The organism is Pirellulales bacterium (assembly GCA_019636345.1).
Classification (GTDB): Bacteria; Planctomycetota; Planctomycetia; order Pirellulales; family Lacipirellulaceae.
This window is the reverse complement of record JAHBXQ010000001.1, coordinates 135857-162240: the sequence shown is the minus strand read 5'-3', so window position 1 is coordinate 162240 and position 26384 is coordinate 135857. Positions and strand designations below refer to the sequence as shown.

Below are 26384 nucleotides of genomic sequence, written 5' to 3'. Positions count from 1 at the left end.
AGCCTTACTCGAACCGGGCGTCGAGCCAGGCCGCGCGATCAAGTTCGTCGCCCCGATCGGCCGCGTCGACTGCGAGGGCGATGCGACGGGCGCCGAGCAACTCGACGACGATCGACGTCGGCTTGTCGTCGCCGCGAAGCACGGGCGACTCGGCCGCCGCCTGCCAGGATCCGTCGTCATCCCGTTGCACGAGCACCCGGCAGCGAACGCTTCCTCCGCCGGCGGCGGAGTCCTCGATTGCCGGCGCGGCGACGAATCGCTCAGCCCCCGCCGGAACGACATATTCGACCCGGGCGGGCGCGTGGAGGGCGACCCCCTTGAAGTACTGCATTCCGCGCACCGACAGCGGCCCTCCGCCGAGGCTCGCGTCGCGAACCAGCGGCCACCTCGCCGCGAGTTCGGGCGACTGCTCGTACTCGGCCGTCGGCAGATCGGAAAGGTAACGCACCCGGGGCGCCAAGCTCTGCATGGCAACGATTGCGCGGCGGTCGATGCGTTCGCACACGGCTCCGCCGGCCAGGACAACGCGGAAGCCGTCCGGCTGCTCGCGCAGGTCGGCCGCGGAAAGCCGAGCGCCCTCGGCCAGCGCGATCCACAACCGCGCATTGCCGACGGCCGGCGACGATTCGGTCGCAGCGGCGAAACGAACGCCGACGATCCGATCGAGCGGCAACGTCAGCCTCCCCAGCGAACTGTCGATGTCGATCTGGGCGCCCTTGGCCGGCGCCGGGACTGGGCCGATCGAGCAGACCGTTCCCGTCACGGCGTCGCCAGCGGCGAGCAGCACCACGTCGCGCCCCGCGTGTCCCGCAGCCGCGCGGGCGAGTTGGCGTTCAGCCGCGGCGCGACGCACCGGATCGGCGGGGAGGCCGAGGCCGACACTGGCGAGTTCCCCGCGACGCAGCGTCACGGCGCCGACTCCGGCCACGTTCGCCGTCGCGGCGTCGCCGGCCAGCGTCAACGGCTCGGGCCCCAGCCACGACTCGGCCAGCGGAAGACGCGATCCGTCGCGGAGGCGAACCTCGCGGCGAGCCGCGCAACGCTGCGGGAGCCCCCACCGGACGAAGTCGTCGAGCGCGAGCGTCCTCTGCTCGATCGCCTCGACCGCGGACACCTCGGCAGCCGTCTGAAATCGGAGCCCGCTCGCCGCGTCGCCTCCCGTCCACACGGCGACGACCCGCGCATCGCCAAGCAGCACAAGCTCGCGAGGGACCGGTTCCGCACCATGCGAATCGCCGCGACCCAACAGGCCAGTCGCGACCAGCAGGATGCCCAGGACGGCGACTTCCGGGTCGATCCGTTCCGATCCCTGTGCCTGGAGGCGAAGGAATCCGCAGCGAAATGGCTGAGAGCAAAGTCGCTTGAGCCGTTTCATTGGAGAGTCATCGCTGCAGGATCGGCAAGTAGTTGTTGGGGGTAAGCAACACGATGCAAGCGATCGCGGTGGCGTACTCGCTGCCGATGCCGTCGCGCCACGAGCCGTCCTCCTGCTGGCGCGACATCAGATCGTCGCGGATCGCCGGATACCAGGTGCGCCAGCGCTCGTCTCCGGCGTGCCACATCGCCTGCACGGCGTAGTAGTGGGCGTAAAAGTAGTGGGGAACCATGTTTTCTCGCTCGGCCTGCGGGCGGAACTGGTCCAAGTACGTCAAACCGCGATCGATCTCGGCGCCATGGTAGACTCCCGCGTTGTAGAGCGCGACGACCCCCGCGGCGGAGCGCGGGAATTCGCTCGTCGCCTCGCCCGCAGTCAGCATATAGCGAAAGCCTCCGTCGTCGTTCTGGCAGAGTTTCACGTAGTCGAGCCCCCGGTCGATCGTCTCCCGCGGCACGGCGATCCCCGCGTTGCGGGCCGCGCGGAGCGTCATCAACTGGCACACCGTCACCGAGACGTCGGCGTCGCGCGGCGCAGGGCGATAGCGCCACCCCCCTTCCTCGTTCTGCGAACCGACGATCACGCGCACCGCGTCGGAAATCTTGTCACGCAGGTCGTTCCGCGCGGCCATGCCGTGGCACTCGCACAGGAAGAGCGCCGCGAAACCGTGCTCGTACATGATTTGGTTGGTCGTCGCCGTCGGGGCAAGAACGACCCCGGACTCGCTGACGTTGGCCAACAGATAGTCGAGGCACCGGTCTAGCGCCTCTCCGTACGGCCCGCGACCGGGCGTGCTTCCCGAGGCGAGCATCGCCATGCCGGCCAATCCGCAGATCGCGACGTTCCCCCCGGAACGACTTGCGCGGAACGCCCCGTCCTCCGTCTGCCGCTCGACGAGATATGCCAGACCGCGAACTGCCGCCTGCTCAGCGGCGGGGGTGAGCAGATCCGATTGGGGGAACAACCCGTCGCCAGCCCGCGCCGACTGCGGTGCCATCGTTCCTACGGCGATTGCGACCGCCGCGACAACCGCCGCATGCGGAATCGCGCGCCGCCGCGCGGGGCGTATTGCAGCGGCGTTGCGACGGTTCACAACGCCCCCTGATCGTCGGCGTCCGGTTCAGCCAGCGCGCGGAAATACGCCTCGATCTCCGCGGCATACTCGGGGAGGAACTCTTCGCGAAGCGGCTGCAGCAGTTCGTCCCGCTGGCGTTCGGGCAAGTGTCCCCACACGTCGCGGACCAAGTCCTCGGCCGCGGCGAGCGACGCACGCACGTCGTTTCCTTGCCCGGTCGCGGCGACGGAGCGGTTGGGGTTGGCGCCCCCCGGCTTTCCCCCCGGTTTGAGCTTCGGCGGGCCGGAACCCGGTTTGGAGCAGGTCCCCCCCATCGACTGCTGGCACTGCCGCTCAAGCTGCGCAAGGGCGGCGTCGAGCTTGACGAGCGCCGCCTGCTGCGAGCGCTCCGCCGCAGGGACCGATGCGAGCGCCGCCAGCGCCTCGGCCGCGGCATGCATGTCGGCGATAATTGGCCCCAGCGCCGCGTCGGCCGCAGGCCCGGCGACGACCGCGGCGGCGGGTCGTTGCAGCGTTCGCCGCCAGCCGGGGGAAAGCGGCTTCGGCGCCGCAGTCGCGGCGCCTGCGTACTCGACGCTGCCGAACACGACGAGCAGCAGCAGCAGCCAAGTCGCAAGCGGTGGCGTCAAGAATCGGATATGCGATCGCATGACAAATTCAAGAGCGTGGTTCGACGGCTCCCTCGCGACAAGCCCCGGATCGGGAGACGGTCCTCTTATCGGCGATCATAACGCGCCGGCAAGCGACTCGCTACGCGAGGTCGCTTGCACCCGGGGTCGTCCTCCGCGAATTGGTCCGGCTCGTGAGTTATCGGGTCCTATACGTGCTACTCATGCGCCGCCAGTTTTTCGGCGAGTTCACGCGCCAGTTCGACCAAGGCTTGTTGCTGCCGCTGCAATTCGGGAAGCTCGCCGCGCTCGTCGCCGGCGCGTTCAAGTTGGGCCGTGCGGTTTCGCAATTCGGACTGAAGTTCGCGCAGCAACCGCAGTTGGGCCGTCGCCTCGGCAAGCGACCGCTGCTGTCGCTCCGCGGCCCGCTCGGCGTCGGGAGCGGCGTCGGTCGTTGCGCCGCCGCGGGGCGTCGCTTCGCTCTGCTCGGCGATCGCCGCGGCCAGTTGCTCCAGCCGCCGCAGGGCGCGCTCCGCCGCAGGGAGCGCCTCGGCGCCCTCAGTCGTCGACTCCAACGCCGCAGCGGCAGAGTCCATCTCGGCCGCCGTCGCGCGGAGGGCGAAGGCGAATACGCCAAGTTCGGCGACCGATCGAGCCGCCGCCAGCACGTCGTCGCGCAACGCGGCCTGTTCGATCGCCAGGGGCCGACGTACGGCCTCGCCGGCGTTCGAGTCCAGCGAGCCGAGACCCGCGATCACCTCGCGCTCCCGAGAGAGGAACCGATCGACCTCGCCGGCCAAGCGGCGCAGCTTCAATTCGGCGGCAAGTTGCTTCTGCCGCGCTTCGGCGTCGGCGAGTTTCGCGTCGGCCTGCGCGAGTTTGTCCGCTGCGGCCGCAGCGCTCCGCTCGCCTGACGACGCGCCCAGTTCCCGGGCCGCGTCGGCTAGATCCCGAGCCGCCGCGGGAGCAAGGGACGTCGTTCGTTCGGCGAGCGCCGCGGCCCGCTCGGCTGCAGCGGATTGCAATGGCTTGGCCTGCGGCGGATCGCGCGTCTCCGACCGATCGGCCGCAAGCGATTCAACGTCCCGCCGCAGTCGGCCGGCGTCGCGCCGCACGGACTGCAGGTCTCGCAGCCGCTCCTGCGCCGCTGTGAAGTCCCACGCGGCAAACTCGGCGAGCAGCCGCTCCAACCGCTCGACGACCCCCTGCTGCGCCTCGGTCGCGCTGGCGTAGCGGCCTCCGGCGAGGTCCTCCGCGGCCGCCGCGGCCAGCGGTTGCACCCCCAACTCGACGGCCAGCGCTGCGATCCGCTGCAATTGCTCGGCGTCGGTCGGTTGATCGGCTGCCAATCGGGTTGCGACGTCCCCATACCGTGCGAAAGTTTCCGCAAGCCGAAACGCGACGTCCCGTTGCGCGATCGTTCGCTTGCGTCGCTGGCGGTCGGTCGGCTGCACGGACCCTGCCAAGGCCGCGCGAGCCAGTTCGGCAGTCTGTCGTCGCTCGACCAGTTGGAGATCGACGAGCGCCGTCAGTTCGCGCTTGAGTTGCTGCAACTCGCTCCAGCGGGCCAGGGCGTTGATCTCGACCGCCAGCAAGACCAGCAATTCTCGCTGAGCTGCGCCGACAGCGGCCGACGCAGCGGCTCGCTCAGAATCGTCTTGGTGAAAGTCGTTCACGGCGGCCAACGCGCCGTCAATCCGCCCAAGCAGGGCCGGGATCGGGCGATCCAGGCTTTCGGCGAGCAATTGCAGTTGTCGCGCCGCCGGTTCCGCGGCCAGGTCGTTGATCGCATAGCGGAACCGCAGATCGGCGACCGCCTGAACCGCCGCGGCGCCGCCGACGAGCAGCAGCTCGCGAACCTGGTGTTGGTCGTTTCGCACCGCGACAAGGTCGATCGCGTCGGAGCCGACCGCCGCGAAGGGGGCGTGTGCGGCCCGCTGGGCGCCCTCGGCGGCGATCAGCCGCTCGAGCAGGGCGTCGAGATCGGCCCCGAGCGACTTGAGGAGCCTGTCGCGGCCGACGACGCGAATCGCCAGCGGACGGGAACTGAACGCAATCTGCCCGCGGCTGTCGACGACCCGCAGCCGCACCGCAAGTTGATCCCCCGCGACAGCCGCGGCATTGGCCAACGACAGACGGTGGACCCCGACTGCGCGTTCTCCCTGATTGCTCAAATCGCTGTCGCCAATTGCAGCAAGGGCCAGCGGGATCGACTCCCGATGGCGCATCGCTTCGGTCGCAGTTCCGCCGGATGCATCGCCGACCGCAACCTCCACGGCCGCCAGCCCGACGTCGTCCCCTGCCTGATAGCTGAGCGGGATCGTCGCCGTGGCAAGCGTTTCCAACTCGCCGGCCGGCGCGACGATGGCGCCGAGCGGCGGTCGATCGGGTTGCACGTCGAGTTGCAGTCGGCGGCGGGCGATCGCCGTCATGCCTCGGCGGGTGACGATTTCGATGCGGTAGCTCCCGGAATCGCTGGGCGTCCACCCCGCGTCGCTCGTAATGAAGCGCAACCCGGCCGCGTCGAGTTGCATAGGCGTCGGCGCAGCGGCGACCGATTCCGGCGGCAAGATCCGCACCCTCGTCGCAGACTCGGACAGGCGTCCGGAGACCGCGACTTGCGATCCCGCGAGGAGCCGCGCCTCGCCGCCGTGACGTTCGCTCGGCCGATTGGCGTACGGCGGCGGCGCGACCTCGATCTGCAACTCGAGGATCTCCGGCGGCGGCGCCGCTTCGACCGCTCGCCACGGCATGCGACGGTCGTCGCCGCCGACCGCGCGGTACTCGAACGACTCTTGCACATTGCCGACGCGGATCTCGACACGATCGCTCGGGGCGGCGAACTGCTCGGCGACGACTTCGCCGCGGCCAGACTCTGAGGATCGTCGCTCGAATCGCACAGGATCGGGAAGAGGTCCGTTCGCATCGACGAGCACCACGACGAACTCCCCTCCGCGCGGGACGAGGGTCGGGGCGTCGACGAACTGCAACTCATGCCGCCGCGGCCACTGGGCCGCGCTGGTCGGGTCGGCTAGCCGAGCGACTCCGGCGGCGAAGTGCCACGGCGCCAGCCAAGCCGCGAGCGCCACGGCCGCGCAACTGGCTGCGGCAGCCCCTGTCGCGACGCGCCACGCCGGCTGCGGAAGCGCTGTCCCGACATCGAGCGAGGCGAGCGAGGTCGAGGCGCGAAGCACGACCGAGCGGCGCAACTCGGCGGAGCCTTCGCGGGGATCGTCCGGATCGGTGCCGGCGAACGCCCACCCGCTGCTGACGAGGCTGCCTCCGTCGGAGGAACCGCGATCGATGGATTGGGCGATCTCCAACGGGGACGCCCCGCGGCAGGCGACGCGGATGTTGGCCGCGATTGCCGTTGCAACGCCAACCGCCCCCAGCGTCGTCAAAAGCCACCGCCCCGCGCTGCCGGGGGGAGCCTGCCACCGCCAATCCGTCAGCGCGAGCGTTGCGGCCAGCGCGACTGCTGCGGCAAGGCCGTATCCCCCGATGGTCGTCAACCGCCGCCGCTGCTGGCGACGGGCAAGCCGTGCGAGTTGTTCAGCGATGTCGGCGTTCATGACGGCAAGCGTGCGTAAGTGCGATTGCGAGAGGAGCCGCGACGTTGCGGGCGATTCGCGACTGTCAATTCTAGAGCATTCCGCTGCGACGGCGGAGCAACCATTCGCCCCCCGCGAACAGGCAAAACAGTCCGATCAGCCAAGGCCGATTCCAAAGCGGTTCGGGGGGCATCCGCTCGAGCACCGTCGGCTCGGGCGGTGGCAAATCGGCCATGAGCGTCACGGCGTCGGCAATGCGGTAGCACCGGCCGCCAGTCGTGCGGGCGGCGCGCGCGAGGGCGTCCCAATCGATCGCGAGCCGACTCAATTCGCCGAGTGGCGCTGCGACCGAAAACTGCGTTTTCAGATTGTCGGCGCCGGGCGCTCCGGCTAGCGTCGCGGCGTAGTCGTCGCTCGGCAATCCTGCGATCGTCCCCTCGTAGCGGTCGCGGGTTCCTGGAATGCGCGCAAGGCTGGTCCGCCGCGTCGTGGTCGCGGCGCCGACGATTTCGACCTCGACCGAATCCGGCGGCGCCTCGTCTCCCGGCAGACGACCTTGCACACGGACGCGCACCGACTCCCCCGGTTCGTACTCGCGTCGATCGATGGAGATGCGAATCGCCCCCCGCGCGATGCGACCGCGGGCTAGCCGGCGAACGGTTTGTCCCCAGTAGCGGGCGAAGTACCGATCGTCGTTGCGCCACCGCCAGCGCCACGATTCGTCAGCCAGGTGCATCACGACCTCGCCGGCGCCGACGTAGTGCCGCAGAATCGCCGGTTCGTCGTCGACATCCTCGGCTTGCGCTTGTGCCGAGTTCTCCAGAGCGGACGCAAACACGGCCAGCGTCTCGGCGCCCGGCTTGGGTTCGACGGGGCTCAGACGGCGCCACGCTCCCGGCAATCGGCGCCAGATCTCGGCCGATTGTTCCGGGCTGGCGCCGATCTCGAGCGTCGCCTGACGGGCTCCGAGCGCCGTGGGGACCACGGCCCTCGGCACAGCGTCGTTCGGTTCCAGACGCAGCGGGTTGAGCGCCAACCTGGTCAGCGGCAGCAAAGTTTGCATTGCGGGGACGTCGCGATAGGCCGCCGGCATGTACCGCGGCCCGGCGATAATCGCCACGCCGGCTCCTTCGTCGGCCACGTAGTCGCGCAGTTCGTCCCAAGCATGCCGCGGCAGGAGCTGGGGATCGACGTCGATCAGCACGAAGGCATCGTACTCCCGCAGCGCGGTCCGCGTGAGCGGGAAGTGACTGATCGCCGCGCGGTCGACCTCGGCGAACTCCGGATCGGCGTCTTGCAGCAGGACGTTCAACGCGAGCGCGGGATCGCGCTCCAACAGGCTCTTGAGCGCCCGTAACTCGAACCCCGGGGTCGAATCGACGAGCAACACCCGGATCGGTTCGGCGCGAACCGCGACAACGCCCTCGGCGACGTTGTTCGCGGCGAGCGACTCGTCGGCGCGGGGAGCGATCGACACGGCGACTCGTACTGTCCCTGGCGCCACGGGGCGCCAGGCCAGTCGCGCGGTTGCCGCGGCCCCGTCGGAGGGGAGTTCGACTTCGGCGACGGCCTGCGACTGGCCATCGATCACCAACTCGACCTGCGCGGTCTCGCCGGCATATCCCGTGGCGCGGATTTGAGCCTCGACGTCGAGTCGATCCCCTGGGAACACGATCGGCTCGATCACAAGATCCTCGACCGCGATGTCGGGCCGGGGACGATCGCTGCCGACGGCGACGGCGTAGATCGGCACGCCGAGGGCCTGAGCCCGCAGGGCCGCGTCCTCCAACGAACGACCGGCGGTCACGACGCCGTCGGTCGCGACGACGATCGCCGCCGGCACGGTTGCCGACCGGGTCGACGCGGCGACTATTGCGTCTCCCAGCCGCGTCGCGTCCCCCACGTCCGGCATCGGGGCGGCGTGCATCTGCATCGCGTCGAGCGGAGCGACCGTCGCGTCGAATGCGAGCAGTTCGACGACGAAGTCCCGCTTAAGCTGCGCGAGGAGCGAGTTGTCCCCGGCGTCGAGCCACTCGGCCGCGGCCTGCCAGCGGGGGAGCCGCGACGATTCTGACGAGGCGTTCTCCGTCGTCGCGTCGTCTGTCAGCATGCTTCCGCTGCGGTCGACCAAGACGGCGATCCGCGGGCGGTCGAGCCGCCGCCGTTGCCATGCAGGCTGGGCGAGCATCGTCGCCAGGACGGCGATCGCCCCGCAGCGCAGCGCGGCCAGCGCCGCGCATCGTCCCCCGCCGAACGCGGCGCTCTCGCGGCGGTAGCTGGCAATCGACCAAGCCGCCGCGGCAAGCGCCGCTCCCGCGAGCGCCCACGGCGGCGCCAGCAAAGTGAACTCCAGAGTGCGATCAAGCTGGTCGGTCATGCGCGTCCCCGGGCAAGGCGGTGGACGAGCACCCGCTCGACGACCATGCCGACGAGCGCCGCGGCGAGCATCGCAAACGCCAGCGGCGTCGCCGGCGCAGCGAGCGCGTTGCGCACCGCGCCCGGCGCCGTGGGCTGACCTGCCAAAGCCAGCAGCGTCGTCGCGTCGCACGGGACGAGGTCGCTCTCGCGGGGATCGAAATTCACGGCGAATAGAGCCGCGGGAGTGCGTGCGCCGGTCTCCCCCGCGCCACGACCAACGGGCGTCAGGCGATAGAGCCCTGTCTGACAGGTTTCCAGCAGCAAAGCGGTCGGCCCGGGCGGAACGGGGCGTTCGCCGCCGGGCGTCGACCACGCGAACGGACGACCCTCGACGGGCAACGGCGTCGCGAGCGGCTCGCCCGCCAGCCGTTGGCGACTGCGGCTGGATCGTCGAACCGTCAGATCCTCGACGAACCGCTGCACGAGCGGCACGAAGGCCGGGCTCGCCGCAAGGGTCGACCACGGCTCAGCCGACGTGGCGTCGCCGCCGGGGCGACGGAGCGCGAAGTCGGTCGCAATCATCCCGACTCGACCGGCCCCGAAATCGCGGAGGACGACCAGCGGATCGCCGTCGTCGAGCGTCGCAGCAATCTCGACGGGCCCGACGACCGCCTCGCTCGCCTCCGGCCACGGTTCCAGCGGGACGTGTTTGAGAACCCGCGCGGTGAGCAGCCCGGCTCGCTCGCGCCCGGCGAACGGAGCAACCACGGGGTGGCGGTAGTCCAGCGGGTCGATCCGTCGCGGCCCGCCGATTGGCGCCCCCGCGATTCGCAACGGCGCCAACGGGATCGACGCGGCGTCGTCCTGCACCGGGCCGAAGCGGTCGTTGAAGTTGTCCGCATCAACGCGATCGCCAAGCACGACCCCCAGCGCCCCGCCAGTCGCCACGCAGCGGCGCAGTACGGTCGCCTCGCGTTCGCTGACTTCCGCCACGTTGCAGAGGATCGTCGCAGCATAGTCGCTCAGAGGCAGACCCCCGAGTTCTGCGGCGGGGAACTGCATCACGCTCATCCCAGCGGTCGCCATCGCGCCGCGCGGCGCCAGAGCCCGAGCGAAGTCATCGGCTCCGCGCGGCGATTCCTCGATGCAGGCAATCCGCCGCACGAGAGGGACCGACGCCGCAACCCAGCGACGATCGTCCGCAGCCAATGCATCGGCGCCATCGAGTCGGACCTCCCAAGCCGCATCGCCGGCGGCCAGCGGGTGGAGTTCGAACCGCACGGAGACCGCTGCATCGCGAGCCAGCTCCACTGTCTGCCGCTCCATGGCTACGCCGTCGGCGAGGAGTTCGACTTGGACAGGGCCTGTCGCGTCGCCGAAACTGCGGACCACCGCGACGATCGCCCCGCGGGCGCCGGCCGTGACGCTCGGCGGATCGAGCGCCGCGTCGACGACCGCACGATTGTCGCGAAGGCCGTCTGCCTCGAGCGGGAACCGCATGGTCGCCGTCGCCGCGAGGCGCTTCCACGCGCTCTGCCGAGCGGTCGCGACCGAGTCGTCGCCCAAGAGCTCGCCCCACGTCGTTTCAGCTCGATCGGTAAGCCACGCGACCTCCGCCGCAGCGATGTGCGGGAACAGTTCGCGGCCCCGGGCCAACGACTGCTCGACCGCCGAGAAGATCGCGTCGAGTTCCGAGCGGGTCGCTTGCTGCTCGATGGCGTTGACGGCGGCCCGGACCTGGGACGGGTCCTGCACCGGGCGCCCCAACAGTTCCTCGACCCCGGCTCCCCAGGCGAGCACCGAGAACGCGTCCCCGGGCGCCGCGACGTCGACGAGCTGTGCAGCGATCGCTTGCGCATGTTCGAGCCGGGTCGCGTCCCCGGCGCGGGCGCCCATCGACAGCGATGCGTCGAACACCAACACGCGGTGGACGGAGTCGCGTTGCGGCGCCGCCCCGGTCGCGGGGCGCCACTCCGGCTGCGCGACAGCCAAGGCGACCAACGCCACGATCCCCGTCCGAAGCGCCAACAGCAACCAGTTCTGCAACTTGATACGTCGCGATTCATTTTGAATCGCCTCGAGCAGCAACTCGATCGCCGCCCAGTGGGTTTCGTCGTACCGGTTGCGGCTCCACAGGTTCACCACCCACGGCAACGCCGCCGCCGCCAGCCAGCCCAAGAGCGCCGGGCTGCCGAACTCGAGGACGGCGATGGGCGAAGCGATATCAGGCATAGATGCGGAGACGTTTGCGAGAGCCGGCGGCGCTTGCGCCGGCGACTCACCCGCCTCGGACCGCGCGGCGCATTAGGACGCGGCGCAGCGGGGCGTCGAACGGTTCGTCAGTGCGGCAGAGCTCATAGTCGATCTGGGACTCGCGGCAACCGCTCTCAAGGGCCTCCAGGAACCGCGCGAGGGCCGCAAGGTACGCTCGCCGGACGCCGGCCGGTTCGACCTCGACCTGCGGCAGCGCCTCGAGACCGCGGAATCGCGTGGCGCGATCGAACGGGAACTCGACCTCGTCGGGATCGAGCACCTGCAGCACGACGACCTCGTGCCGCCGATGCCGCACATGCCGCAGCCCGGCGAGGGTCGCTGTCGGGTCCCCCAGCAGGTCGCTGACCACCACGACGATGCTCCGGCGCCGCAAGCGGTCGGCCAGTTCGTCGAGCGCCGGTTGAATTGCCGAGCACCGCTCGGCTGGGGCGCGTTCGAGCGTCCAGGCGATCTGAGCCAGGTCGTTCGGGTTGGCGCTCGGCGGGACGACCTCCCGCACGCGATCGTCGAACGTAAACAGCCCTGCGCTATCCCGCTGGCGGTAGACCAACAGGGCCAGCGCCGAGGCGAGGCAGGCCCCGTACTCCAGTTTCGACAACGGCGCCGCGGGGCTTTTGTAGCGCATGCTCTCGCTGACATCGACCGCCAGCGAACAGACGAGATTCGTCTCGGCCTCGTACTGCTTAAGATACATCCGGTCGGACTTGCCGAAGGCCTTCCAATCGACGTAGCGAGGATCGTCGCCGGGGGCGTACTCGCGATGCTCGGCGAACTCGACCGATTGCCCGCGGCGACGACTGCGCCGGCGACCGGCGAGATAGCCGTCGACGACATGCCGAGCCCGCAGTTCGAGCCCGGCGAGTCGCGCGACCGCATCGGGACTCAGCTTGGCGGCGGCGGCGAGGGGCATGGGGGGAAATTGGCGGTTGGTGGTCGGCCAGACTGGCTTGCTCTACTTCGTCTGGAGCAGCTCTTCGATCACGTCGTCGGTCGAAATCCGTTCCGCTTCGGCGGTGAAGTTGGCGATAAGGCGGTGCCGTAGCACGGGTTTGGCCAGCGCGCGGACGTCGGCTTCGTCGACGAAGTGCCGGCCGTCGATCGCAGCGCGGGCCTTCGCAGCAAGCACCAAATGCTGACTTGCTCGCGGCCCGGCGCCCCATCGCAGGTATTTTTGGGCGATCGGCGCCGCCTCGGGCTGACCGACCCGCGTGCGCCGGGCGATCTGCAACGCGAACCGCGCCACATGATCGGCCGTCGGAACGCGGCGGACGACGTGGATGAACGCTTGGATCTCGTCGGCGGCCAGCGTCGGCGTAGCAGCGGGGACGTAGTCGGCGGTCGTCTGCTTGACGATCGCAAGCTCCTCGTCCTCGCTCGGATAGTCGACCAGCACCTCCATCAGAAACCGATCGAGCTGCGCCTCGGGGAGCGGGTAGGTTCCCTCCTGCTCGATCGGGTTCTGCGTCGCCAGGACGAAGAACGGTCGCGGCAGTTCGCGCCGCTGCCCGCCGGCGGTCACTTGGCGCTCTTGCATCGCCTCAAGCAGCGCGGCCTGAGTCTTCGGCGGCGTGCGGTTGATTTCGTCGGCCAGCACCACGTTGGCAAACACGGGGCCGGGCAAGAAACGGAAGGTCCGCTCCCCCGTAGCCGCGTCGTGCTGAATGATGTCGGCCCCCGTGATGTCGGCCGGCATCAGGTCGGGGGTGAACTGAATCCGGTGAAAATCGAGCGACAACGCCTCGGCCAGCGTGCGCACCAGCAACGTCTTGGCGAGCCCCGGCACGCCGACCAGCAGGCAATGTCCCCCCGCGAACAACGCGGTCAGCAGTTGTTCGACGACCTCGCTCTGACCGACGACCACCTTGGCGAGTTCTCGGCGGAGATTGGCGCACGCTTCGTGGAGTCGCGCGATGGCTTGGGCGTCGGACACGGCGGCGGCTCCAGGGGGGCGGGTGCGTGAATTTGGCGATTGTCTGGTCGGGGGGGGCGGCAGAAGAGGACGCGGACAAACGCGGATGAGGCGGGTGTTCGCGGCAGTTCTCCTGTTCTTGATCCGTCACTCGAATTCCGAAAAACCGCCGATTCCGCGGATGTCGATCAGGGCGTCGGCGAGGCGATAACGGATTGCTGACGATATGCCGAGAAGCTGTGACTTCTCTGACAGATCCCGCGACGTCCCGCCTGATCCGCGTCCTCCGCATCCCACGATTATTCTCCCGGTGCGTCCGCGCGGCGAAAGACGGCGAGGTTTCGTCGGCTTGCAGCGACGAGGTGCTCGCCGGCGACAAACACGTTCACGCCTCCTTCCTCGGCCAGCGCCAGTTCGGCGCCGGCGGGCTGACATGTCGCCGCGTCGACAATTCTGACGCCGGCGGCGGTCGGCCACAACAGCCGATTTTGGGCCAACATCCCCTGCCCCGCTCCGGCCCAGAGGCCTTCGCCCCAATCGGCGTCAAGCTCGCCGTCGGCGAGTCGCAAAGCCCAAGGCCTCTCGGCCGCCAGCAGCACGCGCGGGGGTGCGACGCCGTCGTCGATTGCCAGCAGCCGTGCGTTCGCGCCGGGGAGCGGCGTGCTCCACCGCTCGCGGCCTGTCGTCAAGTCCCAGGCCGTCACGCGCGCGGCGTCGCGCGGGGCCGCGATCGCCAGCTCCCCGGCGATCAGCGGCGACTCAGGGAGCGCGTTATAGAATCGCACCCCGCCGAAGTCGTCGCGCACCAACGCCCGGTCGTACGTGCGAAGCCACAGCGGCCGGCCGTCGGCGAGACGCACCGCAGCGACCATTCCTAGGTTGGTCGACACGACGGCGATCCCTTCGGCCGCGGCAAGCCCCGCTTGCGGGTACTCGAGCGCCTGATCGAGCGCAGGCGTCGCCCCGGCGCCCAGCGGGACGCGCCACAGCAGCCGTGCGTCGTCGCGATCGAACCCCGCGAGTTCCAGGCTCCAAACGTCACCCGGGGTGCACAGCACGATGGCCGCCACGCCGTCGACGACAATCGGCGGGCTGGCGAAGACGGTCCGCTCGTCGGCGCCGTCCAATCGAGCGCGAACTTGAAGACGCGCCGAGGGACTCGCCTCGAGCGCTACGAACTCGGCGGCGCCGCGACGCGCCACGGCGCTGGCGACCGCCTGCGAGCGCGCGGCCCAGACAAGACCATCGACGATCGCGACGGCGAACTGGGGTTGTTCGATCGTCATTGTCGGCCCGTCGCGCGGCGGGGCGGCCGGCCGCTCCCAAGCGTACGCGGCCTCCGCAGCGCCGAGCGGTTCCCCCGTTGCGAGTCGTCGCAGATGCACCCCCCGCCGATCCTGCCAAGCGATCACGTCACCGACGACCGCCGGCGACGACTCGGGGGGCGTCGCCAAATTTCGTCGCGAGAGCTGGCGCGCCGCATCGTCGTTCGCATCGCTGTCGACCGAAGCCGCGAGCGTCTCGGACCACACGGAAACGTACAAACTCGATTCGGAATCGTTTGCGATTGCACTGCGATTGGCGCGCGTCGCGCCGCCGGCGTACTCGGGCCAGTCCCCACGGGAGCGCCGCGCCGCCGGCCAAGTGCGGGCCCGCTCAAGCTCTTCCTTCAGCCGATCAGCCGCCTCCGCAGATTGTGCTCCGGCGGCGGCGTCGGCCAAACCTGCAATGATTCGGCTCGCCTCGTCGAGGAGCCCTCCGCGAAGCAGCCCCAGCACGCGACGGACTTCGACGCCGGCGGGGGTGATCCCTTCGCTCGCCAATTCGGCTTGCCGCGAGTCGTCGAGGCGGAGCAGCCCGCGCGACGTCTCGGCCCAGTCGGCTCGCGCAGTGCGCCAGTCGCCCTGCTCAAGCGCCCAATCGCCGGCAAGCCATGCGGCCCGGACCGACGCCGCTGTCGCGGGAAAATCGGCGCTCACGCGACGCAACAGTCGATGGTCGCGCAGTTCGGTCGCTTCGGCCAATCGCGCGTTGGCCAGCGGCTCAGCCAGGGAATGGTAGACCGCAGCGCACTCCGCCGAAAACCGATCGACCTGGGCGGCGACTTCAGCGCCGAGCGAGCGATACGCCCCGTCGCCCGCCGGCAGCCAATGCGGCGCTGGGATCGCGGCGAGTTCGAGCGCCTCGACCGCCGCCTCACGGCATTGCCCGTGACTTGCGAACCACGCCAACCGTCCCAAGCGGCGGCGCACGTCGGCGGGGGCCTCGGCGACGCGCGGCGCGGGGAGCGGACCGATCCGCTCGGCGGCGATCGCTCCCTCGGCGGCGAGCGCGGGGAATCGGCAGCCGAGCGACGCCCAAACGGCCAGCGCGAGAAAACCAAGCCGCGCATGCCGTCGGCCGCGTCTGCCGATCATTTCTTCGCCCCGCCGTAGGCCTGCATCAGGTAACCGATCGAGAACAGGCAGATCCCCGCGACCAGGAACTGCAGCATCTGCCCCGCGGTGATCTTCTCCCCCAGTTGGGCGATCATCGCCGCGGGCAAGATGACGAACAGCGCGACGGCCTGCAGCATTCGGGCGACGGTGTGCATACTCGCACGGTAGCCGGGCCTCGGCGGCCTGACAAGACTCGAAGCCGACCGAGCTCGTGCTCAAGGACTTTGGTCGCGTCGCAAGCCGACAACTCGCCGGCGGCACACTTGCCGCCGAAACACGCACGGGTACAACTGAGAGCACTTCCGTCCCTGTCTCGCCGCTTTCCGCCCCGTGGTTGAATCCTCGCCACCCTCGCCGTCGCAAGCAGCGCTGTTGGGCCGCGCGTTGCGTCTGCGCTGCCCCGCGTGCGGCGTCGGACGAATTTTCAGCGGTTGGTTCCGGATGAACGACCCGTGCCCGAGCTGCGGGCGGCGATTCAATCGAGCGCCCGGCTATCTGCTGGGCTCGATCTACTTCAACTACGGCGTCACGGCGATGTTGGTCACCGCGGCCTACTTCGCGGGTTACTTCAGCGGCGCGTTGACGAGCGACCAGTTGCTCGCGGCGCTGGCGCTCTTCTCGCTCGCGTTCCCGCTGTGGTTCTTCCGCTACGCCCGGGCGTTGTGGATTGCGTTCGACGAACGCTGGGACCCCTGGCCGAACGAAGAGGAACGCCGCGCACGAGAATGGCCCCGTTCGCAACGCTAGCCGAGAGGCCCACGGCCTCCAGCGAACCGGATTGTCAGGACCGGGTTGCGCCCTGTTCGGCGCGCGCCTTGCGAACCGCCCGATAACAAGCCGTGCCGAACGTTCCCAGGATGGCCAGCGGCATCGTCAGCATGAAGAGAATGCTGTAGTAAAACCCGGCCGCCAAGCGCTGCGCGTCGGGGTCGTTTTCGGCGACGCCGTCTTTGCAGGTCGGGCAAGCGATGGCCGCCTCGGCCAGCGCGAACACGACCATCGCGGCCAAGGCGCACAGAGCCGCCTCGCGGGCGACGGATCGCGTCAGGCTGCGGAGGCGGCGGCTCATGATTCAAATTCCTGACGGGCTTGATCGGCGCCGGCGGGAGACCGGCTCGCTTCAATTCTAGGTCAGGCCGCCGCGGGGGGCCAGAGGTGATAGAGCATCAAGTAGACGATCACGCCGGTGACCGAAACGTACAGCCAGATCGGGAACGCCCAACGGACGACTCGGCGATGCTTGAGCCGGTACGCGCCCCGCTCGCTCGCCGGCAGCGCGGCTGCGGCGCCCCATCCCAAGGCCTTGCCGCCGAACCAAAGCGCGAGGATCGCCAGGACCGGCACGGCGAACGCTAACAGCACGTGCGAGAGCAAGATCGCGTAGTACGCATACCGCACCGGGCCGGGATGGGTGAACGTCACGCTGCCGGCGATCGCGTGGTAAGTCAGATAGCTTGCGAGAAACAAGCTCGACACGACAAAGGCCGCAACCATGGTGCGGCCGTGAGCCGACTCGGCCCCGCGCTTCACGCGGACCAGCCCGACAATCAACAGCACGGTCGCCAGCGTGTTGAGCGCGGCGTTCAGATGAACCAGGAAATGGGCGGCGGCAAGGAGCATACGGTGCGGTTTTTCTTGGAAGTGGAGACGTGGGGACGGCGGGAGCGTGGGACTCCATGGTTGGAACCTCAATCGGCATCCGTCGTCGCTTCGTCAGCCTTCGGCGGGGCCTCGGCCAGGAGTTCGACGAGTTTCTTCTCGATCCGCTCGAGTTCGGAGTACCGCCCGGCGTCGTAGGCGCCACGAATCGTTCCGGTCCGGTCGACGAGCACGAGAAAATCGCGGTGCCCCTGGTAGCTGACGTCGTCGACTTGCAGGACGTCTCGCCCCACGCGGCGGACGTACGACATCTCGCCGCGGACGAACAACCACCGCTGCGGGTCGGCGTTCATGCTCTTGGCGTACTCGGCCAGGACCGGCACGCTGTCGGTTTGCGGATCGACCGAGATGCTGACGAAGGTCACGTCGGCGAGCGCCGGCCGGCTGTGAAGGTACTTGATGTTCGCATTGAGTCGCTTGCAGGAACCGGGGCAGGTCGTGAAGAAAAACGACACGGCCCACACCTTGCCGCGCATTTCGGCCGAACGAAACGTCTCGCCGCTGCGCTCGGTGAGCTCAAACTGCTGCAGCGGCGGCAAGTTGGCCAGTTCGACGCCCCCCGAGGGGCGCGCTTGTTCGACCTGATACCATTTGTACCCGCCATAGCTGGCCGCCAACGCCACCAGCAGCGTCAACCAATACGGCAGCGTCGAATTGTTCACAGCAAATCTCCCGCGGTTCGCGCTCGGGCGGAACGCCACGCGATCGCGATCAACAGCGCCGCAAAGCCGAGCGTCACTCCCCAGCATGTCGCGAGCGAGGGGAGGTTGGCAACGGGGGACGCGACGACTTCGCTCGCATCGGCAAAGCGAAGGTAATGCCGCAAACCGGCCACGCCGTAGGTGAGCGGATTCGCGCGCACGGTCCAGGCGAGCCATCCCGAGCCCCCCGCGGGGAAAAACGCCCCCGACAGCAGCCACATCGGCAACAGGAACACGCTCATCACGGCGTGGAACCCCTGAGTCGAGTCCATCCGCCACGCGATCGAGAACCCCAGCGCCGTGAGGGCAACCGCAATCACGGCCATGAGGATCACCGCCGCGACCAGTTCGCCCGGCGAACTCGCCAGCGGCATCGTCGCCCAGCCGAGGGCCAGGAACACAAGTCCTTGCAACAGCGCGATCGCCGCCCCGCCGAGCACCTTGCCGAGCACTACCGCCCACCGCGGCGCCGGCGAAACGAGCACCGACTGCAGGAATCCCTCGCGGCGATCCTCGATCACCGAGATCGTCGCGAAGATCGCCGTGAACAGCAGGATCATCGCCACCGTGCCGGGAAAAAAGTGGGCGTAGCCCAGGTCGTTAGGCCGTAGCCCCTCGCTGAACAGCAGCCAGAAGATGATCGGCTGTCCGAGCCCGCCGAAGACGCGATTCTTCTGTCGGAAGAAACGCACAAGCTCTCGCTCAGCCAGCGTCAGGGCGGCGGCCCAACCGGGCGGGCTCGCTTCGGTTGTCAAAGGCGGATCGTTCATAAAATCTGCTGGTCGGGGAAAGCGACTCTCGCTGCGGCGGGCAGCCCCTCTCGTGCCACAACGCTTCAAAACTCAGGCAAACGTCGCCGATCGCCAGTCGCCCATTTCGCGGCCAGCCGACTCGATCTATGAGTCGGCTGCGACCTCCGCGACGAGATCGCTCCTATTCCTCGGCAACGGCGGCAAACTTGTGTCCTGTGAGGTCGATGAACACGTCCTCCAGAGTCGGCTTTCCCAGCGAGACGCTGAGGATCTCCTGCGGAAAGGACTCGACCAGGCGCGGGATCCAAAGGTGGCCGTCGGGGACCTCCAGCCGGACGGCGCCATCGACGACCATCGAGCGGCAGTCAAAGCGCTCGCCGATCGCCGCGGCGAGCTGCGTCGGGTCAGCACAGCGGATAACGATCGCATCCCCCCCGACGGCGGCCCGCAGAGCGTCGGGCGAATCGAGCGCCGCGAGTCGGCCTTGGTCCAGAATCGCAATGCGGTCGGCTCGCTCGGCTTCCTCGAGCAAGTGAGTCGTCGCGACGAGCGTCGTCCCCTGCGTCCGCTGCAAATCTCCCAGGGCTCGCCACAGGTCGATCCGCGCCGCAGGGTCGAGCCCCGTGCTCGGTTCGTCGAGCAAGAGCAGCTTCGGCCGCGACAGGAGCGCCTTGGCGAGTTCGACGCGGCGTTTCATCCCGCCCGAGAGCTTTTCGACAAGTTCGCTCGCCCGATCGGCAAGTCCGACGGCGGCGAGTTTAGCCTCGATCGCCGCTCGCAACGGCGCGCCCCCGAGCCCGTAAAGCCGGCCGTGATGCTTCAAGTTCTCCGCGACCGTGAGCTTGCGATCGAGACTAGGCGCCTGGAACACGACGCCGATCTCGCGCCGCGCGGCCGCAGCGGCGGTCCGCAGGCTGCAGCCCATGACCACGACCTCGCCCTGCTGCAACGGAATGAGCGTCGACAGCAGCCGGAACAGGGTCGTCTTGCCGCTGCCATTGGGTCCGAGAAACAGAAACGCCTCGCCTCGACGGACGGTCAGGGACAAATCGTCGAGGGCCGTTCGCTCGCCGTAGCGATGCGAGACGTGCGAAACCATCAGCGCATCGTCTGCGGACATGGTCGGGACGGCGGATGAGAACTGACCGACGATTTAGTGGTCGTCCTTGTGAACTTTCAGTCCGTCGCGATCAGGCTCGACAGCCGGGGTCTCCGCGGAGTATTTCAGCCGTTCGTACGAAGCCTTGTTCATCCGCAGCCCCACGTCGGGGACCAGCATCAAGACCAAGAACAGCGACATCAGACTCGCCGGGATCGTGAGGACCCACTTCCAGTTCGCTTCCCACTTCAGGTGCATGAAGAACATGATCACGAGCATAGCCTTGGTGCACGAAACGGCCATCATCCAGATGCGTTTCACCGCAACGCTGTCGCCAATCAGCGTTTCCCACACCGGCGTGTACGTGGCGTAAGAGCAGGCGGTCAGGAAAACTAGCGCGATCGCTACGGCCACGTAGATTCCCACCCCTTTCGGGCCGTGGTGGTCGTGGTCATGAGCGGCGTGCGGCTCGGCGGCAGAGTGCGTCATAACGAATGAACTCCAAACAACGGAGCGATCAATTAAAGTGCGATGCGAGCAAAAATGCGGCGGAGCGCCCGGGCAGGCAGGCTGAATTCGGCAAACGCTCTCTCCCCAAATCTCCGAACTCTCCCCGGCGCGCCTCTTAAAACAAATACAACAGCGGGAACAGGAAGATCCACACCAAGTCGACAAAGTGCCAATACAGGCCGACGTTTTCGATGACTCCGGCCTTGGTCGCGTCGAGGGTCTTGCCCAGCAGAATCACGAACGCAATCAGGCCGACGATGACGTGGATCGCGTGGAAGCCCGTGACCAGAAAGTAGGTGCTCGCCCACAAGTTGCCGCCGGGGATCATGATCGGCAACTTCAGCCACGGATAGCGGTCGTTCAAACCTTCAAGATGCCCGCCCCCGTGGTCCTCCGAACCGCCGCTCGCCGTCGAGGCGAGGAGGAAGCGGGGCTTTCGCGTCGAGGCGGCCTTGGCCGGCTCCTCCGCTTCGTCGTGCTCGGTCGATCCGTGATGCTCGTGCAGACTCGCCCGGGGATAGATCTTGTCGGCCAACTGCAGCAGCGCCACCCGGGCGCCAACGGCGCCGGGAGACTCGGCGTCAGGATTGTCGCGGAGCAGCTTCTCGACCGAGTCCAGTTCGGGAGCGATCTCGTCGAGCACGGCGATCTTGTCGCCGACCTCGTCGATGGCGGCGGCCAGCGCCGTTGCGTCGGCGCCCTCGGCCTCCTGCTGCTCCTCCAACGCCAGCTTGTCGGCCTGCAGTTGCAGCTTGAGATCGGCGAGACGCAGCCGCACCGCTTGAGCATAGTTCACGTCAGCCTTTTCAAAGATCTGGCTGTGCGGCAACGCGGGGTAGATGCCGTGCGAGAACTTGGCTCGGTACTCGAACGCTTTCACTCCCAAAAACACGGAGCCCAGGACGAGCGTCAATAGCATCCAACCCTTGGCCGTGGAGGCGTTGTTTCGCTTGGCCGCTTCCAGGGCGAGCACGACCGTAATGCTCGACCCGATGAGCACCGCCGTATTGATCGCACCGAGATACTCGACCAGATGCACGTCGTGCGTGCTCGGCCACGCCGGGGCGCCGAAGCGCAGCACGATGTACGCGCCGATCAGCCCCGCGAAGAACATGATCTCGGTCGACAGGAACAACCACAAGCACAGCTTGCCGTTGGGAATCGGCAAGGCGGGATGATAGTCGAACCCGGCGTGGTGGCCGTGGGAATCGTGATCAGACATGGGAATTTGGAGCGCGGATTTATGAGTTGCGAATTCTGATTTCAGATTGACTTGGGGGCGGCTCAGAGGCTCACCATCAGCAGGACGCCCATCCAGGCGGGGAGGAACACGAGCGTGCTCTTGAGCAGCAGCCGTGCCGAGGCGTCGTCGCGGTCGAAACAAAAGCGAATCGCCAGAGCGAGTTGGGCTCCCCCCAGCGTCAAGGCCCACACCGAGTAAACGCCCGGGCTGCCGCTGGTCGGCGCCAGGGCGGGCACAAGGCTCACCGGCAAGATCGCCAGCGCTCCGAGCACGGCCTGCACGCCGGCGCGCACGCCCGTCGGATCGACCACCGTAAGCATGCGATGGCCCGCCTGAGCATAGTCGCGGCGATAAAGCCACGCGATCGCCATGAAGTGGGGAAACTGCCACAGAAACAGCACGCAGGCCAGCGCTGCAGCGGTCAGACCCAGGGGCCGGCCGGTTGCGGTCCAGCCCATTAGCAGCGGCAACGCCCCGGCGACGGCGCCGACGACGGTGTTCAACGGCGTGCGAGTTTTCAGCGGGGTGTAAATCGCCACGTACAATATCCAGCTTGCCGCGCCCAAGGCGGCCGTCAGCAGATTCACGCGCAGCACAAGCCACGCCAGGCCGACGACCAGCGTCACGGCAGACAGCGCCGCCGCCTCGAGCGGCGTCACCCGCCCTGCGGGCAGAGGTCGGTCGGCCGTGCGGCGCATGCGGGCGTCGACGCGACGTTCGAGCAGTTGATTGGCCGCGCTGGCGCTGCCGGCCACCAGGGCGGTCGCGGCCAGGGCCTCGACGAGCACGCGCGGATCGAGCTCGTGGGGCGCCGCGATGCAAGCCGCCGCGGCGGCGACGATCAGTTCCAGCGTCACGATCCGCGGTTTGGCGAGTTGCAGATAATCGCGCCAGCGAGCGGCGCTCGCCCGGTGCGACTGCGGAACGGTCAGCGCGGCTGCCGGCGGGGAGAAGCGGGGATTGGTCGAGGCGCGGCTCATGCAAACGACCTCCCGACGCAGGCGGCGGCGCCGCATGCCGCGGCGACGTGCGTTCCGATTCGTTTTGCGGCAAGCAAGGCGGCGACGACCGCCAAGGCGACGATCAGCGCCCCGATGGCGCCGTGCCCAGTGACGATGATCGCCCGAACCGATTCAGCCTCGCGATTGAGATAGTGGCGCTCCCCGACCAGCGAAGTCGCCCACGCAGGCCAGCCGTACTTGGCAAGCCAAGTCGCGATCCCCAGGATGAATTGAACGGCCACGAGCGCAGCCAATCCGGCCGTGACGCCCCGCAGTTGCTCCACGCGACGCGACCGCACCGCCAAGAGCGCTAAGTGGACGACGACCGCCGCCGCGACGAGGACGTGCAAATACGCGGCCCCCTCGAACAGCGCCGGGGCCCGGTCGCCGATCATCAGCGCGCTGTGCCGCACGACGACCCCCAGCAGCAGTTGGGCATAGGCCAACCCCGCACAGATGAGAGCGAGGCGTCGCAGCTTGTAATCGGGTTGACCGGGGTTCGTGAGCGAAGGTTCGTTCTGCCATCGCGACGAGGTGAGGACGACCATCCCGGCGGCGGCGGCGAAGAACAGCGGGCCCGTGGCGCCGTGCACCAGCGCGACGACTCGCGCGCCGCCGCTCATCGTCGCGCCGGAATTCGCCGCCGTGGCGCCGTGCACCAGCGCGACGACTCGCTCGTCGAGTACGACGCGCAAACCCCCAAGCGCCCCCTGAGCGATCACCCCGACCAGCAGAGCCAAGCTGTACCGCCGCACTGCGGTGCGCTCGGGCGCCACATGGCAGGAGACGACCAACACGATCGTCAGCGCGCCCACGACCATCCCCAACAACCGGTGGCCGTGCTCGATAAACTTGTCGCCGGCGGAACTTAGCCACGGGTAGAGCGGCATCGCCACGCCGTCGGAGGTGAGCCAATCGCGAAAGGCCATCCCCGAGCCCGAGGCGACGACCCACCCGCCCCACCAGACGAGCGGAAAGGTCGCGCACGCCAAGACCCAGGCCCAGCGATGGGGCCACGAGCTTTGCGGCGATGCGGCGGTCGACGGCATGGAAACAGTCTGGGGCAGTTCTATGCGGGATGTTTGACGTTTGATTGCCGATGCGGGAAGCGATGTGCGCTCCGCAATCCACTGACATCGACAAGCGCACATCTCATATCACGCATCTCAGTGCGCCGGGGCGGGGACGACGCCTTCGGCGGGGGGTTGGGTCTGCGGGTAATAGTCTTCGCTTACCTCGGGCGAGTTGTACTCGTATGGGCCGCGGTAGATCATCGGCTGGAAGTCGAAGTTCCCATGCCCCGGCGGGCTAGGCGCCTGCCATTCCAGCCCATTGGCCTTCCACGGATTGCGCCCGCAGCGGGGCCCGAAGAACATGCTCCAGAAGAAGTTGATCACGAAGAGGATCTGCACTCCGACGAGCAAAAATGCGCACCAGCTCATGAACTGGTTCAGCGGCAACAAGTGTCGGAACGTCGCGTAGTGGTACGGGTCGGCCAACCGCCGCGGGAATCCCTGCATCCCCAGGATGTGCATGGGATAGAACACGAGGTTCATCAGCACGAACGTCAAAGCGAAGTGAACCTTGCCCCACGAGTCGTTCATCATCCGTCCGAACATCTTGGGGAACCAAAAGTAGATCGCCCCCAAGACGGCCATCGCGGTGCCGGCGAACAGCACGTAATGGAAGTGGGCGACGATGAAGTACGTGTCGTGAATGAAGATGTCGACCGGCGTGGCGGCCATGAATATCCCCGACAGGCCGCCGATGATGAACATCGACACGAACGCCAGCGAGAACAACATGGGGGTCGTGAACTGGAGATTGCCCCGCCAGATCGTCCCCAGCCAGTTGAAGGTCTTAATCGCGCTGGGCAGAGCGATCATCATCGTCGAGACCATGAAGGTCATCCCCAACGCCGGGTTCATGCCCGAGACGAACATGTGGTGCCCCCACACGATGAATCCCAGACCCGCGATGCCCGCGATGGAGTAGACCATCGGCTTGTATCCGAACAACGGTTTGCGGGAGAAGCAACTGAGCATGTCGGACACCATGCCCATCGCCGGCAGGATCATGATGTACACCGCCGGGTGGCTGTAGAACCAGAACAGGTGCTGCCATAACAGCGGCTGGCCGCCCCCCGACTGGGCAAGTTCGTTGTTCGCCGTCCAGCCGTCGGGGATGAAGAATCCCGTACCGAGCTTCAGGTCGCTCATCTGCATGAACCCGGCAGCAGTAAGGACCGGCAGCGCAAAGGCTTGCAGCACGGCGGTGATGAACATCCCCCAGATGGTCATCGGCAATCGGAACATCGTCATGCCTGGCGCCCGCATCTGAATGATCGTCGTCAGGTAATTGACCGACCCCATCATCGACGAGACGCCGACCATGGTGAGCCCAATGAGCCATAGGGTTTGTCCTGTCCCCTGCGTGAGCGCAAAGGGAGGATAGGCGGTCCAGCCCCCTGCGGAGGCCCCTCCTTCCACGAAAAAGCTCGAACCCATCGCCAGAAACGCCGGCCACATGAACCAGTAGCTCAGCATGTTGAGCGTCGGAAACGCCATGTCGTCGGCGCCGATCATCAGCGGGATCAGAAAATTGCCGAACGCCCCGGCCAGCACCGGAATGATCACGAAGAAGATCATCACGCTGGCGTGCATCGTCACCAGCATCGTGTAGACCTCGGGAGCGATCTGCCCCCCTTCTCCTTGGGCAAGCAGACTCCCCAGGATCGGCATCGGCCGCCAGGGGTAGGCAAGCTGCCAACGAACCCCTAAGGCCAAGAGCCCCCCCACGATGAACCAAATCAGCGTGCTGAACAGAAACTGCAAGCCGATGATCTTATGATCGAGCGAGAAGACGTAGGTCCGCAGGAACCCGCCCGCAGGGGCGTGCTCGGCGTGGCCGTGGCCGGCGGTCGAGTCGATCGAAACAGTACTCATGATGAATCCTCGGCTTCAGGCCGATTGACTTTGCCTCTTGGTTGCCCGCGGATGCGGGAACGTCAGTTCCCCGCGGGGACCGCGACGGTGGACGTGTTGGCGTCGGCCCGCAGTTCTTCCAGTTTCTTCTCGTACTCTGGACGGGGCAGCAGGGTGATCTCGCCCTTCATCTTGTAGTGGCCCCAGCCGCACAGTTCGGCGCAAACGATGTCGAAGCTCCCCCCTTCGGTCGCCTTGAACCACATGCTTTGCACCATGCCCGGGACCACGTCCTGCTTCAGCCGCAGGTTCGGGAGGAAGAAGCTGTGGAGCACGTCGGCGCTGGTGATCTTCAGCAACACCTCCTCGCCGTAGGGGAGGTAAAGCTTGCCGTCGGTCCGCACAATGTCGTCGGCCGTATAGAGTTCGCCGTCGGGGCCCGGGTAGCGGAAGTCCCAATTGAACTGCCGGCCGGTCACTTCGCAGGTTGGAGCCATTTCGGGGGCCCGCATCTTGTTCGCGGCCCAGGCGTCCATCTGGTAAATCGCGATGAACAGCAGCGTCACCGCGGGGATGATCGTCCACACGACCTCCAGCGAGTGGCTGCCGTGACTGAATGCGACCGGTTCGGTCGTCTTCTTCTCGCTGTACTTCCAGAGAAAGTAGAACATCACGCACTCGGTCGCGATGAACACCACCCCGGTCAGATAAAGAATGAACATGAACAGGCCGTCGATCACCCGGCCGTGCTCCGAGACGTCCTGCGGCAACCAGATTCGATAGCTCGGCGCCAGGACGAAGGTCAGCACCCCGCCGATCGGCACCAGCAAGAACAGGATCGCCCAGAAACCGGGAGCCCAGTTGAGAATTCGCTTGATCATCGGTCTGTCCGCACAGGCGGGGTGAA

The 26384-nt window shown here is 67.7% G+C and carries 22 protein-coding genes; 1 reads left to right on the top strand and 21 read right to left on the bottom strand.

From position 1 onward, the window contains the following. Positions 1 to 4: 4 nt before the first annotated feature. From KF688_00585 to KF688_00540, 10 genes are all read right to left on the bottom strand, one after another. Positions 5 to 1375, bottom strand: a complete 1371-nt coding sequence (locus tag KF688_00585) for an NPCBM/NEW2 domain-containing protein (GenBank protein ID MBX3424148.1) — start codon at positions 1373 to 1375, stop codon at positions 5 to 7. Positions 1376 to 1382: 7 nt separating this feature from the next. Next, positions 1383 to 2372, bottom strand: coding sequence for a terpene cyclase/mutase family protein (locus KF688_00580; protein ID MBX3424147.1), 990 nt, complete (start codon positions 2370 to 2372; stop codon positions 1383 to 1385). 92 nt (positions 2373 to 2464) lie between these two features. Next, a complete protein-coding gene (locus tag KF688_00575) occupies positions 2465 to 3100 on the bottom strand; it encodes a hypothetical protein (GenBank protein ID MBX3424146.1) in 636 nt (211 codons plus the stop codon). Positions 3101 to 3276: 176 nt separating this feature from the next. Continuing rightward, positions 3277 to 6630, bottom strand: coding sequence for a hypothetical protein (locus KF688_00570; protein ID MBX3424145.1), 3354 nt, complete (start codon positions 6628 to 6630; stop codon positions 3277 to 3279). Positions 6631 to 6700: 70 nt separating this feature from the next. Continuing rightward, on the bottom strand, positions 6701 to 8986 hold the full coding sequence (locus tag KF688_00565; GenBank protein ID MBX3424144.1) for a hypothetical protein: 2286 nt from the start codon (positions 8984 to 8986) through the stop codon (positions 6701 to 6703). Continuing rightward, complete coding sequence (locus tag KF688_00560) at positions 8983 to 11199, bottom strand: BatA domain-containing protein (protein MBX3424143.1); 2217 nt, start codon at positions 11197 to 11199, stop codon at positions 8983 to 8985. The genes KF688_00565 and KF688_00560 overlap by 4 nt, the downstream gene beginning before the upstream one ends. A 46-nt stretch (positions 11200 to 11245) precedes the next feature. Then, on the bottom strand, positions 11246 to 12151 hold the full coding sequence (locus KF688_00555) for a DUF58 domain-containing protein (GenBank protein ID MBX3424142.1): 906 nt from the start codon (positions 12149 to 12151) through the stop codon (positions 11246 to 11248). A 42-nt stretch (positions 12152 to 12193) separates the two neighbouring features. Beyond that, positions 12194 to 13171, bottom strand: coding sequence for an AAA family ATPase (locus KF688_00550; protein ID MBX3424141.1), 978 nt, complete (start codon positions 13169 to 13171; stop codon positions 12194 to 12196). Positions 13172 to 13449: 278 nt separating this feature from the next. Further along, a complete protein-coding gene (locus KF688_00545) occupies positions 13450 to 15567 on the bottom strand; it encodes a PQQ-binding-like beta-propeller repeat protein (GenBank protein ID MBX3424140.1) in 2118 nt (705 codons plus the stop codon). Then, positions 15564 to 15743, bottom strand: a complete 180-nt coding sequence (locus KF688_00540; protein ID MBX3424139.1) for a hypothetical protein — start codon at positions 15741 to 15743, stop codon at positions 15564 to 15566. Before KF688_00540 ends, KF688_00545 begins: the two co-directional genes overlap by 4 nt. A gap of 286 nt (positions 15744 to 16029) precedes the next feature. Here KF688_00540 and KF688_00535 point away from each other — a divergent pair, with 286 nt between their 5' ends. Continuing rightward, positions 16030 to 16335 carry a DUF983 domain-containing protein gene (locus KF688_00535; protein MBX3424138.1) on the top strand — a complete coding sequence of 102 codons (306 nt, stop codon included), beginning with the start codon at positions 16030 to 16032 and terminating at the stop codon, positions 16333 to 16335. 34 nt (positions 16336 to 16369) lie between these two features. Here the strand turns inward: KF688_00535 and KF688_00530 are convergent, their stop codons facing one another. The 11 genes from KF688_00530 to coxB all read right to left on the bottom strand — a co-directional run bounded on the left by KF688_00530 (position 16370) and on the right by coxB (position 26358). Beyond that, positions 16370 to 16657: a hypothetical protein gene (locus KF688_00530; GenBank protein ID MBX3424137.1), complete on the bottom strand. Its 288-nt coding sequence runs from the start codon at positions 16655 to 16657 to the stop codon at positions 16370 to 16372. 62 nt (positions 16658 to 16719) lie between these two features. Beyond that, positions 16720 to 17208 (bottom strand): DUF420 domain-containing protein, encoded by a 489-nt coding sequence (locus KF688_00525; GenBank protein ID MBX3424136.1) that lies wholly within the window; start codon positions 17206 to 17208, stop codon positions 16720 to 16722. Between the two features lie 68 nt (positions 17209 to 17276). Beyond that, on the bottom strand, positions 17277 to 17909 hold the full coding sequence (locus KF688_00520; GenBank protein MBX3424135.1) for an SCO family protein: 633 nt from the start codon (positions 17907 to 17909) through the stop codon (positions 17277 to 17279). After that, positions 17906 to 18718, bottom strand: coding sequence for an ABC transporter permease (locus tag KF688_00515; GenBank protein MBX3424134.1), 813 nt, complete (start codon positions 18716 to 18718; stop codon positions 17906 to 17908). Before KF688_00515 ends, KF688_00520 begins: the two co-directional genes overlap by 4 nt. Positions 18719 to 18881: 163 nt before the next feature. Continuing rightward, positions 18882 to 19820 carry an ABC transporter ATP-binding protein gene (locus tag KF688_00510; GenBank protein MBX3424133.1) on the bottom strand — a complete coding sequence of 313 codons (939 nt, stop codon included), beginning with the start codon at positions 19818 to 19820 and terminating at the stop codon, positions 18882 to 18884. A 33-nt stretch (positions 19821 to 19853) separates the two neighbouring features. After that, positions 19854 to 20288, bottom strand: a complete 435-nt coding sequence (locus KF688_00505) for a cytochrome C oxidase subunit IV family protein (protein MBX3424132.1) — start codon at positions 20286 to 20288, stop codon at positions 19854 to 19856. A gap of 136 nt (positions 20289 to 20424) precedes the next feature. Next, on the bottom strand, positions 20425 to 21531 hold the full coding sequence (locus tag KF688_00500) for a heme-copper oxidase subunit III (protein MBX3424131.1): 1107 nt from the start codon (positions 21529 to 21531) through the stop codon (positions 20425 to 20427). 62 nt (positions 21532 to 21593) lie between these two features. Next, entirely contained in the window at positions 21594 to 22532 is a 939-nt protein-coding gene (cyoE, locus tag KF688_00495; GenBank protein MBX3424130.1) for a heme o synthase, read from the bottom strand. Beyond that, positions 22529 to 23602, bottom strand: a complete 1074-nt coding sequence (locus KF688_00490; GenBank protein ID MBX3424129.1) for a COX15/CtaA family protein — start codon at positions 23600 to 23602, stop codon at positions 22529 to 22531. Before KF688_00490 ends, cyoE begins: the two co-directional genes overlap by 4 nt. 117 nt (positions 23603 to 23719) lie before the next feature. Beyond that, positions 23720 to 25498, bottom strand: a complete 1779-nt coding sequence (locus KF688_00485; GenBank protein ID MBX3424128.1) for a cbb3-type cytochrome c oxidase subunit I — start codon at positions 25496 to 25498, stop codon at positions 23720 to 23722. 62 nt (positions 25499 to 25560) lie between these two features. Further along, entirely contained in the window at positions 25561 to 26358 is a 798-nt protein-coding gene (gene coxB, locus KF688_00480) for a cytochrome c oxidase subunit II (protein ID MBX3424127.1), read from the bottom strand. Positions 26359 to 26384 lie beyond the last annotated feature (26 nt).